This window comes from Oleiphilus sp. HI0123 (genome assembly GCF_001635315.1).
Map to the genome: position 1 here is coordinate 1 of NZ_LWGE01001065.1, position 16,673 is coordinate 16,673.

At 43.9% G+C, this 16,673-nt stretch carries 14 protein-coding genes; 6 read left to right on the forward strand and 8 right to left on the reverse strand.

The annotated features are described in order from the left end of the window. Positions 1 to 2,361, reverse strand: a 2,361-nt coding sequence (locus A3761_RS09870; protein ID WP_068750166.1) for an RND family transporter, incomplete at its 3' end; no start/stop codon positions are given. Positions 2,362 to 2,754: 393 nt separating this feature from the next. Between A3761_RS09870 and A3761_RS09875 the strand changes: the two genes are divergently transcribed. Both A3761_RS09875 and A3761_RS09880 read left to right on the forward strand, forming a co-directional pair. Then, entirely contained in the window at positions 2,755 to 3,654 is a 900-nt protein-coding gene (locus A3761_RS09875; RefSeq protein ID WP_068552608.1) for a diguanylate cyclase, read from the forward strand. A 3-nt stretch (positions 3,655 to 3,657) separates the two neighbouring features. Further along, complete coding sequence (locus A3761_RS09880; RefSeq protein WP_068516123.1) at positions 3,658 to 4,164, forward strand: tRNA-uridine aminocarboxypropyltransferase; 507 nt, start codon at positions 3,658 to 3,660, stop codon at positions 4,162 to 4,164. Here the strand turns inward: A3761_RS09880 and A3761_RS09885 are convergent. From A3761_RS09885 to A3761_RS09895, 3 genes are all read right to left on the reverse strand, one after another. Next, complete coding sequence (locus A3761_RS09885; protein WP_068552610.1) at positions 4,161 to 6,446, reverse strand: response regulator; 2,286 nt, start codon at positions 6,444 to 6,446, stop codon at positions 4,161 to 4,163. The genes A3761_RS09880 and A3761_RS09885 overlap by 4 nt on opposite strands. 123 nt (positions 6,447 to 6,569) lie before the next feature. After that, positions 6,570 to 6,923, reverse strand: a complete 354-nt coding sequence (locus tag A3761_RS09890; protein ID WP_068510086.1) for a hypothetical protein — start codon at positions 6,921 to 6,923, stop codon at positions 6,570 to 6,572. A 231-nt stretch (positions 6,924 to 7,154) separates the two neighbouring features. Continuing rightward, entirely contained in the window at positions 7,155 to 7,769 is a 615-nt protein-coding gene (locus A3761_RS09895) for a 2'-5' RNA ligase family protein (protein WP_068552615.1), read from the reverse strand. A gap of 144 nt (positions 7,770 to 7,913) precedes the next feature. On the opposite strand from A3761_RS09895, the gene A3761_RS09900 reads away from it, so the two are divergent. Then, a complete protein-coding gene (locus A3761_RS09900) occupies positions 7,914 to 9,149 on the forward strand; it encodes a diguanylate cyclase (RefSeq protein ID WP_068510957.1) in 1,236 nt (411 codons plus the stop codon). A gap of 30 nt (positions 9,150 to 9,179) precedes the next feature. On the opposite strand, the gene A3761_RS09905 is transcribed toward A3761_RS09900, so the two are convergent. The 3 genes from A3761_RS09905 to A3761_RS09915 all read right to left on the reverse strand — a co-directional run bounded on the left by A3761_RS09905 (position 9,180) and on the right by A3761_RS09915 (position 13,019). Next, complete coding sequence (locus A3761_RS09905; protein WP_068552617.1) at positions 9,180 to 9,995, reverse strand: lipase secretion chaperone; 816 nt, start codon at positions 9,993 to 9,995, stop codon at positions 9,180 to 9,182. Positions 9,996 to 10,102: 107 nt separating this feature from the next. After that, positions 10,103 to 11,938: an alpha/beta fold hydrolase gene (locus A3761_RS09910; RefSeq protein ID WP_068510952.1), complete on the reverse strand. Its 1,836-nt coding sequence runs from the start codon at positions 11,936 to 11,938 to the stop codon at positions 10,103 to 10,105. Positions 11,939 to 11,954: 16 nt separating this feature from the next. Further along, positions 11,955 to 13,019, reverse strand: coding sequence for a helix-turn-helix transcriptional regulator (locus A3761_RS09915; RefSeq protein ID WP_068552619.1), 1,065 nt, complete (start codon positions 13,017 to 13,019; stop codon positions 11,955 to 11,957). Positions 13,020 to 13,348: 329 nt separating this feature from the next. Between A3761_RS09915 and A3761_RS09920 the strand changes: the two genes are divergently transcribed. The 3 genes from A3761_RS09920 to A3761_RS09930 all read left to right on the forward strand — a co-directional run bounded on the left by A3761_RS09920 (position 13,349) and on the right by A3761_RS09930 (position 16,110). After that, positions 13,349 to 14,746 carry a triacylglycerol lipase gene (locus tag A3761_RS09920; protein WP_068552621.1) on the forward strand — a complete coding sequence of 466 codons (1,398 nt, stop codon included), beginning with the start codon at positions 13,349 to 13,351 and terminating at the stop codon, positions 14,744 to 14,746. 95 nt (positions 14,747 to 14,841) lie between these two features. Next, on the forward strand, positions 14,842 to 15,585 hold the full coding sequence (locus tag A3761_RS09925; RefSeq protein ID WP_068552622.1) for a hypothetical protein: 744 nt from the start codon (positions 14,842 to 14,844) through the stop codon (positions 15,583 to 15,585). A 165-nt stretch (positions 15,586 to 15,750) separates the two neighbouring features. Further along, a complete protein-coding gene (locus A3761_RS09930; RefSeq protein WP_068509001.1) occupies positions 15,751 to 16,110 on the forward strand; it encodes a glutathione S-transferase N-terminal domain-containing protein in 360 nt (119 codons plus the stop codon). An 86-nt stretch (positions 16,111 to 16,196) separates the two neighbouring features. Here the strand turns inward: A3761_RS09930 and A3761_RS09935 are convergent. After that, positions 16,197 to 16,673: hypothetical protein (locus tag A3761_RS09935; RefSeq protein ID WP_197473001.1), on the reverse strand; the 477-nt coding region annotated here is incomplete at its 5' end.

The window sequence follows — 16,673 nt, forward strand, 5'->3', positions numbered from 1 at the left end:
ACATAGCGCAGACACTAGCATGGTAATACTAATGAGAAGTCCGAGGTTGAAAATAGGCTGAAACTCTGACAACAAGAGGATTGAGAAGCCTAATGCAATGGTAAAAGCGCTGGTTAATATTGGGAAGGTGATATCTGTCAGGGCTGCTTGAGCTGCGGCATCCCTAGATTGAAGTGCTTTTAAGTTTCGTAAGTAGGCTTCGACGATATGTATGGAGTAATCGATGCCGATGCCGAAGGCAATGCCGCATAGCAGACTAGAGCCGATATCTAAAGGAATCTGCAATAAACCCATCAGTCCGAACATGACCAGTAATGACATGCTTAGTGGGAAGATAGCGATTATTCCAATACGGATTGAGCGGTAGATCGTGCACAAAACCAATAAAAGTCCGACAACCGAAATGATAATGCTGGAAAGTTGTCCTTGGATAATTTCTTTTGAGGCGGCAGCATTCATACTCCCGTAGCCGGTGAATCTAAACGAAACCCCTTCAGGTAAGGTTTCAGCAATAGGGCCTAGATCGTCTAACAGTTGCTGTAACTGCTTGGAGCCATCTGTTTTGGACATGATTACCACGCGAGTTTCATTGTAAGGGCCCACTTTGGCAATAGACTCAAGGTCTCGTGAGGGGCCGCCCTCTAACAAAAATAAATATTGGGATATAAGCTCCGGACTTAGCTCTGAGCTTTGTATCTTGTCATCATTGGGCGATAAGGTTTTGTGTAGCTGTTTGATAAAACCAGATATTGAGCTTGTGTAGCCAACTGCATCATGACGCTTAGCTTGCGCTTCGAGTTTTTCTATCACTCGTAATACCTCAGGAGAAAGGATGCCATTTTGCTCATCTGAGCTTATCCATACGTTCACTGGTACGGTGCCACCTAGTAACTCGTTGATTCTGGCATCATCTTGCCTCAGTTGAGTCTGGGCTTTGAAGGAGTGAAGGTTTTGTTGGTCAACGTAGAAATTAGGAAGCCCGATTAAGGAGAAGACGACTAAAAGGAATAGCAGTGCGAAGCAACGAGAAATGGTTTGCTTTTTAGCAATGTTTTCTAAAGCCTCAAAGAAACGAATGGGGCGCTGAGTTGTTCCTGAAGAAAAATTTATATTTGCCATTAAAGTAGGCAGCACCGTTACAGAAATAATAAACGCGACAATAGCGCTGATTCCAACCATGATGCCGAATTCTTTTATATTAGTAATTTCGGTGTATGAAAGTGAGAAAAAACCAAGAGCTGTCGTCAGCGACGTAAGCAACATTGCGCGAAAAAGTTTACTGACTTTAGCAATAGTTGCTTCTTGCTTACTTGTTTTGTTTTGGTCTAATTTAGATTCGGAAAGAACATGAATGGCATCTGTTACGCCAATGGTGATAATGAATATCGGCAACATCGTGGTCACGATATTCAGGGATATGCCCAGCAAGGTCATGAGTCCAAAGGTGATGACGATACTGATAATTGATACGCTGAGCGCAAAGAACGGGGCCCAGGCACTGCGAAATAAATAGGCCAGTGTTAATGCTATTAATAGGACGATTAAAGGGAAATAGCGTTGATTATCCTTTTCCATAACATTAGAAATTTCTACATTTACGACTGGTGAGCCAGAAAAGTAGAGGTCGAAATTACTTGATTCAACGATGGGTTTTATCAACCCTTGAACCTTATTGAATATCGCAGTAGTGCTTGCGCTATCGTCGGTATCGATGTTTAGTTCAAGATTAATTGCCATTGCGCGGCCGTCTGGGCTAACCAAAGCATCCGTAAACAGAGGGTTATCTAATATTTCTTTGCCTTGATTCTGTTGCCATTGAGCGATCTTTTCTTGCTCGAAGTTGGGGGCAATGGTGATCTCATCTTCAAGCATGAAAATGTCATCACTATTTAGTAGTGACTTGATATTGCGAATAGGGAAGAGGTATTGGCCTAGTAATGCTTCTATTTCCTTAGATTCTTGCTCGTTTTTAGCCGCCGCCAGGCTTTGGTTATATTGACTGATTAAGCTGGCCTTATCGAGTGACTTGCCTGTGTTGAGTTTAGGATTGATCATTTCTATCAAGTCAACGGAGTCTAGAGTCTTATGAATAGTTTCTAATAAGCTCAGTGACTCTGCAGAAAAAATATCGCCAGATTTTGCCTCGAGAATAATAACAATGGTTTCTCTGGATCGCTCAAAAATATCTGTCATCAGATCTTCTTTAACGCGCTCTGTGTGGGTGCGGTCCAAGAAATAGGGCGTGGTGTTTTTTGTTACTTGAGCCGCGAGAAATGCTGATACGAGGATAATTGCCAGAGTGATAATAAAACTGAGTGCGGGTCGAGAAACAATTTGGCGAATCAGTGGGGTTTCTGTCATGGGTGCGTCTATTCTAAGTTTGTTGTGCAGTGCAAATGGATTCTTAACATATAGGGTGCTCTGCCAATTCTGGGCGTGGCGAGAGATATATGTAGTCCTATGGAATCCAGACGTGCGCACTTTAACAGTATTTTTCGGCTGTTCAAGTAGTTATTTGCACTTGGGTTAACAGTTTTTTATCAGAGCGCAAAAAATTATGAATCGAGTCGTCTTGTGTAAGAAAAATGCTTGGGCATACTCTATACTGTACTTTAGAGCACAAACGATTTTATCTTGTAACAATTGTGGTGCTTCATTATGGCCGCTCTCATAATAAGTTGCTCAGTATACTAAAGGCCGTTAACTAGCCATAGCGATCTGAGCATGTAATGACTAATAAAAGTTGAGTGAGTTATGAAAGTACTGATTGTTGATGACCAGCGTTCTATGAGGCTTGTGTCTCTAGCAGTAGTTGCCGGGCTTGGGCATGATGTCATCGAGGCCGAATGTGGACAGGATGCAATTGACCTCTGTCGGCAAGAGAAAGTCGATTTGATTTTGATGGACGTTGAAATGCCTGGTCTTAACGGTTTTGAAACGACTAAAATTATTCGTCAAGATACCTCTATATGGTTCCCCATTATTTTTGTTAGTGCTAAAACGGATACTAAGTTTTGTACTGTGGGTATTCAGTCAGGCGGCGATATTTATCTTTATAAGCCGATAGTGCCTGAAGTGCTTGAAGCGATGATTCATGCGATGGAGCGTATCGCCCAGATTCAGGACGAGCTTCATGGCACCAAATTAAAAATGGAGTTGCTCGCATTTCAAGACACCTTAACAGGACTGGTGAACCGCCGTGGTTTTGATAAGGCCATGGAGCTGGAGATCACTAGGTCAATCAAAGAGAAAGACCCTTTAACTTTGATTATGATCGATGTTGATCAGTTTAAACCTTTCAATGATAACAACGGACATCAAGCCGGTGACGAGTGTTTAAAGGCTGTTGGTGAAACCTTGCGTAAAGCGATGTGCCGACCAGCCGATATTGTTGCTCGGTATTGTGGGGAAGAATTCGCAGTGATTTTGCCTAATACCAATGCGGTGCAAGCGCAAGCGGTTGCGAAGCGTATAAATAAGTTGTTTAGTGATTTGAATTATCCTCATGAACACTCTTTAGTGGCAGATCATGTCACGGTTAGTGGTGGGATTGCTCAGTTTGCTGGTGAAGGGCAAAGTGCGGCAGAGTTTATCGAGAGTGCTGACAAATTATTATATGAAGCTAAAGAAGCAGGCCGTAATCGTATTTTATAGTTAATGAAGTTTATATTACTTACGCATGAGCGGGAATTAGAAAAGAAGAATAATACGGGTGCAGTCGTTAGAGGTATATTGAAGGGTGATTGCGAACTTGTCGTTTGGAAGCGTCGGGAACCCGATGAAAGTTTATTGAGTCTATTGGCTCGGCAGCAAGCCGCGGTGCTCTTTCCTAGAGAAGAACTGCCTACACAAAACACCGATAGCCCTGGCACTTATCAGCCTGACCCTCAATGTCTTTTTTCCTATACTCACTACGTGATTCTGGATGCTACTTGGCAACAAGCCAAGAAAATGTATAGACAAAGCCCTTATTTGCAACAAGCCGACAAGTTCTCTTTGGATAACGTGACACCTTCCACTTTTGTGCGTAGAGGAAATCAGCTAAAAGGCGGGTTGTGTACGGCTGAGTGTGTTATCGAACTACTTGAGCTTGCAGGTGAGTCTGAGTCAGCAAGTGAACTCGCTTATCATTATGAGGCGTTTAACAGGGCGCTGCCATCTTAATGTAGCCATTTATTTAGCTTCTCTTGAACGATCATGGCATCGACAGGCTTGCTAATATAGTCATTCATTCCCACAGCAAAGCATTTATCATCATCACCTTTCATTGCATTAGCTGTCATGGCAACAATAGGTAGCTGCTTGGCGTTTTCTCCGGCTTTACCTTGTCTGATCGCTGTAGTTGCTTCATATCCATCCATTTCCGGCATTTGGCAGTCCATGAAAATGAGGTTGTAGGGGACCGTTTTTTCAGCGTCGCGTATCATTTCTAGCGCTTCTAGGCCGTTGGCAGCGATATCGCACTGTTGGTCAAGCGCCTCAAGAATACCTTGTACAACGAGCTGGTTTACATAGACGTCTTCAACAAGCAGGATTCTAGACTCGCTCAAATCTGTAGTGGGGTCTTCTATAGCCGCTATCGCACTTTGCGTTAGCTCTGGTTTTTCTGAATAGAGGCTGAGCTCCATGCTTTGGATTAGGTCATTGGAACAGATAGGCTTATAGATATGGGCATCGAAGCCATGAGTCTTGCAATAGTTTTCATCGACCTGGGAACCGTACTTTGTCATGAGTATCAGGTATAAGGTTTCATTGCCTGCTTGGCTGCGAAGGTTGTCGCTAAGGTCGTGGGCAGAACCTTCAATCAGGTCTGCATCGATATAGATCAAGGGGACCTTACCAGGCCCGACAACATGTTCATTGAGTGAATTGAGCACGGAATTGGAGCTGTCGCAGATATATGAGGGAATTCCCCATTTACTTAGCTGTTTCTCAATTTCCTTGGCTGTGTCCTGATGTTTATCGAGAATAAATGCTAGCAGTTGTTCGGTCTCAAATTGTGGCGCGCTTTCTTTGTTTTCAGTAGAGCTGTCAACCATGAATGAGGCAGTAAAGACACTACCTTTACCTAGCTCACTGGCGACTCTAATATCGCCATGCATTAATTGGCATAAATTTCGAGAAATAGTTAAACCAAGGCCAGTGCCGCCATATTTTCGAGTGGTTGAGGCATCTGCTTGTGAGAATGAGTCAAATATCGTTGCCAGCTTATCTTTAGCTATTCCGGTACCGGTATCGTGAACTTCGCAAATTAGATCCAGGCTGTCACCAAAGTCTTCGTAGACTTCTAGTTTTAGGGTTACGCTACCGGAAGAAGTAAACTTTATCGCATTCGATATTAAACTCGTTAAGACTTGCCTGATTCGCCCAGGGTCACTTGTGATATGGGTTTTATTGATGCCCGAAACATCGACAACGAAGTCTATGTCTTTGTCGTATGCTTGCTTACTAAGTGTTTTCGCCAAGCTGGAGATTAAGTCAATTAAGTCGAAAGAGACCTGCTCAAGCTCGAGTTTACCTGACTCAACCTTAGAGAAGTCGAGTATATCGTTGATCAAGCTTAGCAAGGACTCAGCACTAGATTTTGCCAATGAGGCTCTTTGTCTTTGCTCATCACTGAGCTCTGTGTTCATCAGCAGATTGAGCATGCCGAGTACACCGTTCATTGGCGTGCGTATTTCATGACTCATGCTGGCCAGGAACTCAGACTTAACTTTCAACGCATTTTCGGCAACGGCTTTTTCTTCTTGAAGGGCTATTTCACGGAATTCTAGTTCTTGTGCGTAATCAGATAATTTTGAGGCTGAAACTTTGACCTCTGAAAGATCCTCGATACAAATAAAGGCTCCGAGGACTTCGTTATTTTCGCCAAAATCAGGATGGTAATTCGCTTTGCAATGCCTTTTACCGTTAACGGTCGCCATATCTGTTTCCAAGTGACAGGACGTCCCGCTTAGAGCCTTTTTAATGTAGGGTTGAGTCCGTTCGTAAATGGCTTCACCCAAGGCTTCAGAAATTGCTTTACCCTTATAGGTGCTAGTATCACGGCCGCTCCAGCGACTATAGTTCTTGTTAACGAACTGAAAGCGCTCTTGTGCATCAATGTAGGAAAGTAATACGGGGACACCGTCGGTGATGCCATCGATAATACGCCGGGTTTCGTTTACCTCCTCAGCGCGTTTGGCTATGTCTTTGGCAAGAGCATTATAGCGCTTAACCAAAGTGCCTAACTCATCCTCGCTTTGGTAGCTTAAGGGAGAATTTAGGCCGTTACTTTGTTGCTGGTGTAGCTCTTCGGTAATGCTTTCCAAGGGCCTAATCAAGGTTCTACGCTGGTTGAGATAGGCTGTAGCCGCAAGTAGGGTAATTCCCCCAGCACAGAGTAGAAATAAGCTAAAGAGAAATGTCTTGGTTTCTTTAAATGTCGGTATATTATGAAATTCCATAAATACCTCGTAAGGGCGCACGCGATTAAGCTCTGGGTTCAGTAGTTTGATGCGAGCATGATGAAAAAAACCGTCATCGCTAATTTGATGATTCTGGTTTTGTCCATTTGTGATGAAACGCTTCTAGGTTTCTAATTGGGCATTGTCGAGTGAATTATGAACATTTTGGCCAATATTTTCTTCTTGGCTGTCTGCGCTGATAATGCCACTTGCCTGTTCCACCGGGAGCAAGCGGGTCATGTCATTTCGTGCCGTTAAGGCTTTAACAATACGCCTTAAATTAGCTGTGTTAGCATTGGTTTCATTAGCGATAAGTAGCGTGTCTTGTATATGCTGGGCAATTATATTGCTTTCACGCTCTAATGTTCGCTCTGCGTGATAAGAGAATAATAGCGAGACGGACAGCAAAAATATCGTGCCAATAAGGATGCTTGGTATCGCTAACTTGAAGGATAGTGATGTAGTTAGCTTATTCATTTACGTTTGTTGCCACGTCAGTATATGCCCAGTGCTATTCAATGAGGTTAGGGGCTAGGCAATTGACTGATATGTGTCAGGAGTGTGCTGACGTCGATAATTGCTTCGTTAAAGCTTGCCCCTCCTTAAAAATAGCATAACTGTGCATTTTCGCCGTAAAAATGGAGGAATAATTCTTAGGGATAGATCGGTTTTCTTGAGCTATCAGCGTCAAGTGAGAGTGTTATTGCGTTATGAAAGCGGGAGCTTGTGTCTTATTGTGATGTTTCCCTGGATTTCTTTGGTCTGATAGGTGCAGTAGCATAGGCTTTGTACGCTTAGACTTGGGAGGACTGGCTGTGTATAGCCTGATAAGTGGCGCTGTAAGGTGCTGAGTGAGTACGACTGTTTATAAAAGCCCAAAGTAAGATGAGGGTGGTAGTCGCGTGCGGGATTATCCTGACAGATAGATTCCAGTGTACCGCGTATCTTTAGAAGAAGAGGGTGCTTGTTTATCGAAAGGTAGGGGGCTGTCTCGAAACTGTCTAGGCCTAGGCTTTCTAGAGAAAAGGGCGAAAGCTTTAATTCTTCAAGCGCTCTGATTTGCCGGGCGAGCTTCTCTTCGCAGAAGTGAGCAGGATCCACCAGTCCGCAAGCAGATAAAGTGATGTGAGGTGCTCTCTGGTAATCAGGTAGTACTAGTGTTTTGACATGAGCGCGGGCGCGTTGGAAGGCTTTGAGCCAGTCTTCTTGCTGAACCACTATTGCCCAAAAGCCGTAATGCTCAATACCTTGATGCCAATTAAGCGGGTCATGCGGGCTAACTGCAATGGAATTCTTTGCCTGAGAGGCAGAAAGGTTTTGCATAAGTGAAATAGGTCAGAGTGATATGGAAGTTCTGAAATAGTTTAATTAAAGCGCGAGTGTTGGTGCAAATAAATATCAATCCACACTCACAATGCCAGTATCTGAGCTACACTGAAAGCATGTTTTTTCAAAGAAGTATTAACAGTGCCCCTATTAGCAAATGCTTGGCGATTAAGCCCTTTAATTGTTGTCGTTTTATCCTTTTTTCTGGTTCGTATCAGCTCTATTGAAGCTCTCGATGAAAACGTACTGCGGACTGCTCCTTACCTATTAGCGTGTATCTTACTTGGCTTTTCTGCCATGTTTAATCGAAGCCGCTTTATTGCCCCGATTTTCATCGCCCTGTTTGCCTATTACTTTATTCAAACGAAGCTGCAAACGCCTTTGACAAGATCAGACGTGATGGCGATGTTTAGTGGACTTAATCTCCTTTTTTGTACATCGTTGATGTTTGCTTCGCTCGTTCCTGAAAAAGGTATGTTTAACCGAACAGGTGGAGTATATGCACTGGTATTAGCGGCTGGAGCTATGCTCTTGTGGTATTTTGGTGCCAGTGAGGCGTGGCAGGCTAAGTTAGCGGCGATTGCCAACCACCAAAGTGCTTTGTTTGAAGACCGGTATTGGGTGACCGAGGCTTTGTTATATTGCCACGCCTTGTGTTTTTCAGTGTTAGCTCTGCTTGCCTTGATTCGCAAACATGTTGCAGATTTCGCTTTATTATTAACCTGGCTATCTGGCGTGTCAGTCTTTTTCGACTTCTCTTCAAATCACCTTAGTTCAGTATGCTTCTCAATGCTGTTTTTGGCTTTGTTTATTCTTTATCAACAAAGTAATTATCAGGTGACTTATAAAGATGCATTAACCGGAATATCAGGTCGCCGTGCTTTGGAAGATTATCTTTCCACTTTAGGTCGTCATTACTCGGTAGCGATGCTCGATGTCGATCACTTTAAAAAATTTAATGATACCCATGGTCATGATGTGGGTGACCAGGTTTTGCGTATGGTGGCTTCAAAGATCGCTCAGGTCGAGGGTGGAGGGCGAGCTTTCCGTTATGGTGGAGAAGAATTTACCATTGTCTTTAACCGCCGAAGTGCTGACGACATTTTTGTCTTTGCCGAGGCCGTGCGTGAATCGATACAAAACTATGCGCTAAAGCTTAGGTCCGATGACCGTGAGCAGGATAAGAAGACAGGGAAAAAGCATAGAGGTCAGGGTAATCCTTCTAAGACCGTTTCGGTGACAATAAGTATAGGTTTGGCAAATAGCGAGCCAGGGTATCGACCAGCTGAGGTCATCAAGAAGGCGGATGACTTGCTTTATAAAGCAAAAGAGGCAGGGAGAAATTGCACAATTAAAGAAAGTCCGCGATCTGTCTAGTCGGCACGCTATTATCCAATTACAAGCTCTCTATGCTCCCCGTATCGATTGTACGGCGAGCTTGATCTGTTCTTTTCTGGTGAAGGCATTATCTTTGGCTTCTTGTAAGGCGAGTTTTTTGGCTTCGTCACTTAATTCATTTGAGTCTAGGATATCTTGCCGTTGTTGGTAGAATTCTGTTAGGCGAGCTTGCCACTGTGGCGTATTGGATTCTAGGTAGGCCATTCTTTGTGCGATCTTTTCTCCATAGAAATTAGCTCTTAAATCGAAGATTTCTTCAGCCGTGTCAGACTGATTCTTAAGCCTGTTTATTTGTGCGGTGAGCTTTTTTTCTTCGCGCTTATAGCGCATGCCTTGAGCCATCTTACTGGGCAGTTGGCTTTCGGCCTGAGCCATCAGCTGATCTTTTTCCTGCTCGCTTAGTGAACTGTCGCTGTTGATCAGTAAGCGCTGATAAGAATAGTCATCATAACGTTCTTCGTGACCGAGCAAGGCTTCACTTAGTTCTTCACCGAGGTATTGTCGATGTGTGTTTTTTTTATCATCAAGCGCAGAGCGCAGCATTGTCAGGTTTTCCTGCTGACTGAAGTCTGTGTTCATTGCAAATTGCTCTGTACTCAGGTTGCCTTTATAAAGCAGATAATTGTCTGCTATTTCCTGGGCTTTCATCGTTGCTTCGCCAGACAAACTCATCTCAATATACTCGCGTATGCGTTCAATGACCTGGTCTTGTCCCTCGATATGAGAAGCCATAAGGAAATACTCGAATATGTTTTTGATGTTCTCATTGATGACTAGCTTCCCTTGAGGGTCAACTAAAAACTGTTCGATCGCTATATCAGACATATGCAGGGGCAGCGCGCCGTAGCGTGATGCGGATTCGTACTCATGGGTTGAGTTGAAGGGTGTGCTCGCTAAGACTTGTCACACCCTGATTTCTATTTCATTGCGGCTTAGCTAGCGATGAGTTGCTTAACAATCTTGTTAAAGTGGCGAGCAAAAAGATAGTGGGTTTCACTTTTCAGACGGGTAAAGTGAGTCGTATTGAGGTGCTTTGATAGCAGCTCAGCGGCTTCTAGGGGAATAACATCATCATGTTCGCCGTGCCAGAATTGATATTCTGTTCGACAATTTTTTACCGAAAAGGCAAGAGCACTGAAGCTAAGCTTTAGTTCTTCTGCCCAAATACCAACACCTTGCTTAGCCGATTGCTTGAGATTAGCGGTTGAATAGTTTCGATATTGACTTGTTTTTAACAAGTTAATATCTGCAGCACGACCTTCAAGTGTGGGGCGAATATAGTTCAACTGCTGGGAATAAAAGTGTTCGATGTCTTTTCCAACAGCCATTTTTAAAATGGGTTCGATCAAAAATGGAGCAAACTTTAGACTTCGATTAACGGCCGTTACGAGTGAAGGGATGTTGGCGCAGGCCATAATATCTTCGATACGCGGCATGGCATTAACCATCGCAATGCGCTCGATGCGATCTGGCAGAAACTCTGCCAAGGCAAGCGCGTAACTACCACCTATAGAGTGTGCAAGAATTTTTACTTTATCTAGTTTTAGGTGATCTAGTAGTTGCTCAAGATCCGAGCACCAGTCTTGGTGGTTACGTTCGGGGTGGCAGTCAGAATCTCCGTAGCCAGGACGTTCGGGAACAATAATTCGGATATTTTCTTGTTCAAAAAGGCTTGATGCACCCGGAGGTAACTCCATTGAAGAGCCCATAAGGTTATGTAGTAAAATGATGGCGTGAGTTTCGGAGCTGGTCGAGCAATATGGGTCAGTTGCACGTTTATTTTTTAAAAGTTCAGGCTTTGGATGATCGCAATAACTCATACGCCTGCCGTCTTTCAGGTAAATAACGTTCTGCTCAGGCTCGCTTGTTTGGTCAGCAATAGGAGATAAAGGCCTATCGAGTTGATGTGAGGAGCCGAGTTTATATAATAAGACTTTTCTGATTAACTCCGGTTTCCTAGTCACCCCAAGTTTCTGATAAATGTTGCTTAAGTGGCCTCTTACCGTTGCCTCTTTTAACTTTAGTTTGGTGGCAGTCTTCTTGCTGGATAGCTCATTGATCAAGGTGACTACGACTAGTGCCTCGGTATCTGTTAGCTGGTAGTGTGCCTTGAGAAGCTCGGTGTTAATTAGCTCTTCCTGCTCTGTTTGAAAACAGAGATAAAAATGCTGGCTGAGCTGCATATCTGCCTCATTGCCTGGCAAGGCGGTAAGATGGACCAGCTTAGGTTTGCCTTGGTATGCCTTTTTAGTGCTGAGGCTTTCTACAGCTGAGTCGACGGGTTCAAGTGCTAGTGAGATGATGCTGAAGTTTTGGTCGCCGGTTAATGGCATAAGCTCTGTGTTCAGCCGAAGGTGTTCCGCGCTCAGGTAACCCTGATCAATTTGCCAGTGCTGACTGGCATTGAAGAAGTGCTCAGCTCGCTCATTGATGTCAATTATTCGGCCTGTCTCATTAATAATTAATGCTGCCATGGGAATATGGTTCAGGGAACTTTCTGTCTGTAAGGGGTGTTCCTGGCTGCTAAGTTGGGCACTGATTTTGATCGCCGTTTTCAGGTGTTTCATGACACGCAAGGAAACGTCTCTAAACGGATGCTCATGAGGTAGGTTTTCAGAGATGGAAATACAGTTTGACAGGCTCAGCAGTAGATTGAACCATTCGTCTTTCTTGCTCGCGAAGCGATAGATAAGGGAGATCAGTTCATCTTCTTCGAGGCTGAATTTCTCTATGGTAAGTGGTGCGTTATTTTCGAGCAGGTTAATCATGACTACATCCTTGTGACTACTTAACTAATCCGTATTCAATACAGTGTTCAAATAAAAATAAAATTAGCGCTTCCTGGCTTTCAAGCCTAGTTTTACGAAGCACTGATTGGAGTTGCTTGCGTACAGTCTGTTCGGAGACGCCTCTGTGCTCTGAAATATCACTAAGGCGAGCTCCTTCGAATAGTAAAATGCTTAATTCTTTCTCTGCCTTACTCAGTTTCAGAGCCTGAAATCTTAGGTTTTCTTTTAAGTGTTGCGCATAGTTGGCGCCTAAAAAATACACCCATGCAAGGCCGGTTCTGGTGTAATGTCTGAACAGCCTGGGTACGCAAGCTGTCGTGCTGATAATTACCGGATATTCTATTTCATTAATACTTAGCTTGAACAACACGCTGTGCTTGCTTGTCGCATTCATACAGTCGTGGATAGCATTTCTAAGTACGATGCGCTGATTAGCCCGAGTGCATAACTTCAGTAGGTCGATGTGCTCACGAGCTAGATGCCTTAATGATGTACTCGCGTCAAACTCTTCGTTTGTAATAGATGAATTGATTAATTGTCTAAACAACTTATTGCTAAACACACTATTAACTTGGTTATCGACAGCAAGGGTGGGGAGTGGGTAGTGGCCCAGAACTTGATAAACTGATTCAATTTCTTGCTGCTGTTGGTTTATTTTATGGCAGAGAAGTAAGGCCTGGGCGATATGTGGCAGTAGGTGTCTCTGTGTATTGGATAGGGGGAGCTGGGCTTCTGCGCGGCGATCAAAAGCAATGCTAGCGACCAACTCGGCGCGATGGTCGAAAGGAATACACGGATAAAGTACGTGTTTGTGAACAAAAATATAATAAGAACTAGAGCTACCGGCCGGTGCTTCCTTGCGAATGTCGCTTAGCTCAGTCTCGCTCAATAACGAGTTTTGCCAAGGGATTAGGCGTTCACTAAGGTCAATTGAAGCGCTGCCGAAGATGTTGCAAAGTTCTTGTGCCAAGCCTTCGGGGCCTTTAGATGCACTGTCGTAGAGCTTTAAGGTGAGCACTGAGCTGTCAAGGGGCGCTTTTTTTATAGAACTGCTATACACGTTTTATTCCGAAACTTATCTATCAATGCTGTTAAAGCGTTTGTCTTTTATCTAGTGCGTTTATAAGTGAGCATCATAGGGAATTTTAAGCAACAAATCGGTCTTGACACTTTGTTTTTGTGACAAGACTTCTTAATAAGTAGAAGTACGTGGTGATTCTGTGATCTTATCGCACTGAATTTATAGGGCTTCGTCACAGCGGTACTTACTTGGCTAAGTTCGTGTTTAAGAGGGATGACATTTGAATAGCCTTCATTGATTGAGTTGGATCATGTCTCATATTCCAGAAAACATGCTAATCTGAAGATCTTCACTTACGGAGATCATGTATGAGTCATACTGTTGAAGGTCAAGAGACCCATAAACATTGGGGGCGTCTAGGGCGCTCCATCCTCAATGGAGTGATAGGTGACTACCTTGAAAAAGAATGTAACCCTTTGGCTATCCAGATGGGCTTTTATTACCACTACAAACGCTTGGTCTTAAATGAACACCTCGTTCATCAGCTGGATGCGCCGTTAAGTAATAAGGTGGTTGTATTTGTTCATGGGCTAACAAACCTGGAAACGGTTTGGGATTACCACCTAAAGGCTCCCAGTGAAGGGGAATCTCTCGTCGATCATTATATTGATAGCTGTTTCGACTATAAAGGCGGCGATGTCAGGGAAAACTATGGTACAAAGTTGCAGGAAGATTTTGGTTATACACCGTTCTATCTTCGCTACAATACCGGACTTTCTTTAGAAAAAAATGGTCGTCTTCTGGCAAAGCAACTGACTCAATTGCACGAAGCCTACCCGATTAATATTGATGAACTGATGCTTGTCGGTTTCAGTATGGGCGGACTCTTACTTCGACATGCTCAATATTGTGCCATCCAAACTGATATGCCTTGGCTCTCGAACTTAAGTAAATGTATGTACTTGGGTACACCGCACGAAGGCTCACCGCTTGAAAAGTTTGGCCACTTTAGCGGTGAAATCGTTCGACACTTTCCTCGGGATTACATTAGCCATTGGGCTGATTGGATTGATCGGCGGAGTGAAGGTATTCAAGATTTAAAGCATGGCTTGAAGTTTTTTGCTCCATCTGAAGAAATTGAGTCGTCATGTGCGAGTTTCTATGATCAGGCTCGTCATTACTTTATTAGTGGTAGTGTTGGAAAGAATGAAGATAGCTTTATTAGCAGAGTGATGGGGGATAGCTTGGTCAGACAGGGTAGTGCTAACCCGGGCTCTGCGCCAACACATAGCCAAAACGCTCACTTTGAAGGCCTGCCACATATTCCATTGGCGCACTCTGACCGCGTGTACCAGCAGATAGCATGCTGGGTTGATGAAGATGAGCGAAGATTGCGTACACGTCATGCGGGGAAAGCGCTCGATTTAATCAACTATCAGGTAATACGTAAACCCTATATCCCCGAAGCTGGGCAGCAAGATGTGTCCAATCAAGCTTTATTAGCAGGCACTATCGATTTGATGGCGAGCGCTTACGATAAAACGGTAGAAACAGTTGAGACGGTTCATTACTCAATTGCTGAAGAGCCCTTTTATGTGATGCAAAAATTACCCGTAGTGAGTCAAATAGCCAAACCTATTGAAGCCGTGCACCGAGATATTCTGGATATCGTCTATCGTTCACTAAGAGGTGGCGGCAAGCTTGTCCATCGTGCGGCTAAATTGCTTACCCCGGATGACCTTGCACAAGCTAGACCTAATGCATAGTTTTTACTTTGCCTTTCTATTACCATAAGTAGTGCTATCATAAAAATAACCCAAGCTTTTTCCACCACTTACATAATAAATTTAAGGTGAGTTACATGCCTATGCGTTTTATGTCTGCTTTTAGACACTTTTTACCTATGATTGTCTGCGCGATGCTGGCTGGACTGCTCTCTGGAGCAAGCTACGCCACAGATAATAAGCGGTTTGAATCGTCCGTTCGAATTGGTTACGTACCTCATCTTTCTTTCAAAGTTGATAACGGTATTGCTTCAGGAAGTCTTGCAAATTTGATGGAATGCTCGAGCGCATACTTTTCTCATGTCGAGTTTGTCGAAATGCCAGACTACTCATTCATGGAAGGTGCGCTTGATAGTAATGTGATTGATATTGGTTTGAATATGGTCAAGACCAAATCGCGGGATAAAGTCGCTGAATATGCCTTTGACCTATATACCTCACGTATTTTACTCGTGGGTAATGGTAATTCCCGAAACAATCAAGGTGCAGGTATTCTTGCGGTTAAACAAGGCAGTGATATCGATATTTTGTTGTTGGCTAAGGGCTATCAAGTTAACACTCAAGCTTATTCGATTGATAGGCTGATCGAGATGTATCGTGAAGGACTCATTAATTCATTTGCAGAGTCAGAAGTGAGTATCTTTGATGCGCTTCAGGCTTTGGATGCGGATGAGGTCGATTATGATTATGAAGTACTGGCCGAAGCCGCTGGCGGAGCTTATGTCGCTAAGCACTTCTTGAAAAATAACCCCTCAGTGATTAAAGACTGGCAGCAAGTAACGAGTGTTTGTGCTTACCTTGCACCCAAGATCGAATTATAAGTAGATCCTGTTGTCAGGCCTATGCTCCCTTGATTCGGGCTGATCATCCCTAGGAAATTATGCCTCTTTTCTGATAGAATCCGCGTGCGCCGTAGAGATAGCTGTATAAGTTTTGTGCAGTTTTACGGTGCCATATTCTAGCGATTTACGAAAGAGGTTCGTTGCATGTCTGTTGTTCGATGGCTATTAGGCCGTATTATTCTATTAGTTGATTTTCTGTTTAAGCCTCGTAAACCCAAGCTTTCCAGCGAGAAGCAGTTAGAACTGGACGCGGCGACGCAGAACATATCGCTATATCAGTATGCTGCCTGTCCATTTTGCGTAAAGGTTCGATGGGCTGCGCGTCGTCAGGGCTTAAATATTGAGACTCGTGATGCGAAACGCAATAAGCAGTTTGCTGAAGAGCTACAGTCCGGTGGAGGAAAGCTTAAGGTGCCATGCTTAAGAATAGAAAAAGATGGTGAGCAACAATGGATGTATGAGTCGTCAGATATTATTTCTTATCTTCAAGAGCAATATACATAAGAGAGTCCTGCAGAGGGCCCCAGCCCTCGCTATGCGGAGTTAGATAGGTTCAAAGGTGCGACCTGCCAGCGAGGCTCGGTACAAATCTAGCTGTTACTCTCTCCAAGAACCTTTCTGATTTCCTGTTCTGCATAATCCAGTTCTTTAGCAAAAGAGCTTATTGCTTCTTCTTGCACTTCATTTGGGAACTGTGTGTTGTTTTCCAGATCAATTGCCAGGCAAGCTACTCTATTTATACCCAGTTCTTCAGCACTTGTGCGTAAGCGGCTTGCTTTCTCAGTGATCATTTGTTTGTTGATAGCGCTGAGCCCAGAGTTTAAGTGCTGTCTGATCTCGCCAACTTCAGCGACGAATTGCGATAAGGCACTCCGATAATGTTGCTCGTCTCCCAGGCTAGTTCGCAGGCCAATATTTTGGTCGAGCACGCCAGCGGGAAGGCCTGTTGATGAGCCAAAATTATTGCTTGACGAATCAGGGGCCTCGTCAACAAAATTATCAGGCTCAGGCTCAGGCTCAGGCTCAGGATCAGGCTCAGGCTCAGGCTCAGGCTCAGGCTCAGGCTC

Excerpts from the sequence above, each read along its gene's own strand:
- A3761_RS09875 (WP_068552608.1), top strand. The coding sequence starts at position 2,755 with ATGAAAGTACTGATTGTTGATGACCAGCGTTCTATGAGGCTTGTGTCT.
- A3761_RS09880 (WP_068516123.1), top strand. The coding sequence starts at position 3,658 with ATGAAGTTTATATTACTTACGCATGAGCGGGAATTAGAAAAGAAGAAT.
- A3761_RS09885 (WP_068552610.1), bottom strand. The coding sequence starts at position 6,446 with ATGGAATTTCATAATATACCGACATTTAAAGAAACCAAGACATTTCTC.
- A3761_RS09890 (WP_068510086.1), bottom strand. The coding sequence starts at position 6,923 with ATGAATAAGCTAACTACATCACTATCCTTCAAGTTAGCGATACCAAGC.
- A3761_RS09895 (WP_068552615.1), bottom strand. The coding sequence starts at position 7,769 with ATGCAAAACCTTTCTGCCTCTCAGGCAAAGAATTCCATTGCAGTTAGC.
- A3761_RS09905 (WP_068552617.1), bottom strand. The coding sequence starts at position 9,995 with ATGTCTGATATAGCGATCGAACAGTTTTTAGTTGACCCTCAAGGGAAG.
- A3761_RS09910 (WP_068510952.1), bottom strand. The coding sequence starts at position 11,938 with ATGATTAACCTGCTCGAAAATAACGCACCACTTACCATAGAGAAATTC.
- A3761_RS09920 (WP_068552621.1), top strand. The coding sequence starts at position 13,349 with ATGAGTCATACTGTTGAAGGTCAAGAGACCCATAAACATTGGGGGCGT.
- A3761_RS09925 (WP_068552622.1), top strand. The coding sequence starts at position 14,842 with ATGCCTATGCGTTTTATGTCTGCTTTTAGACACTTTTTACCTATGATT.
- A3761_RS09930 (WP_068509001.1), top strand. The coding sequence starts at position 15,751 with ATGTCTGTTGTTCGATGGCTATTAGGCCGTATTATTCTATTAGTTGAT.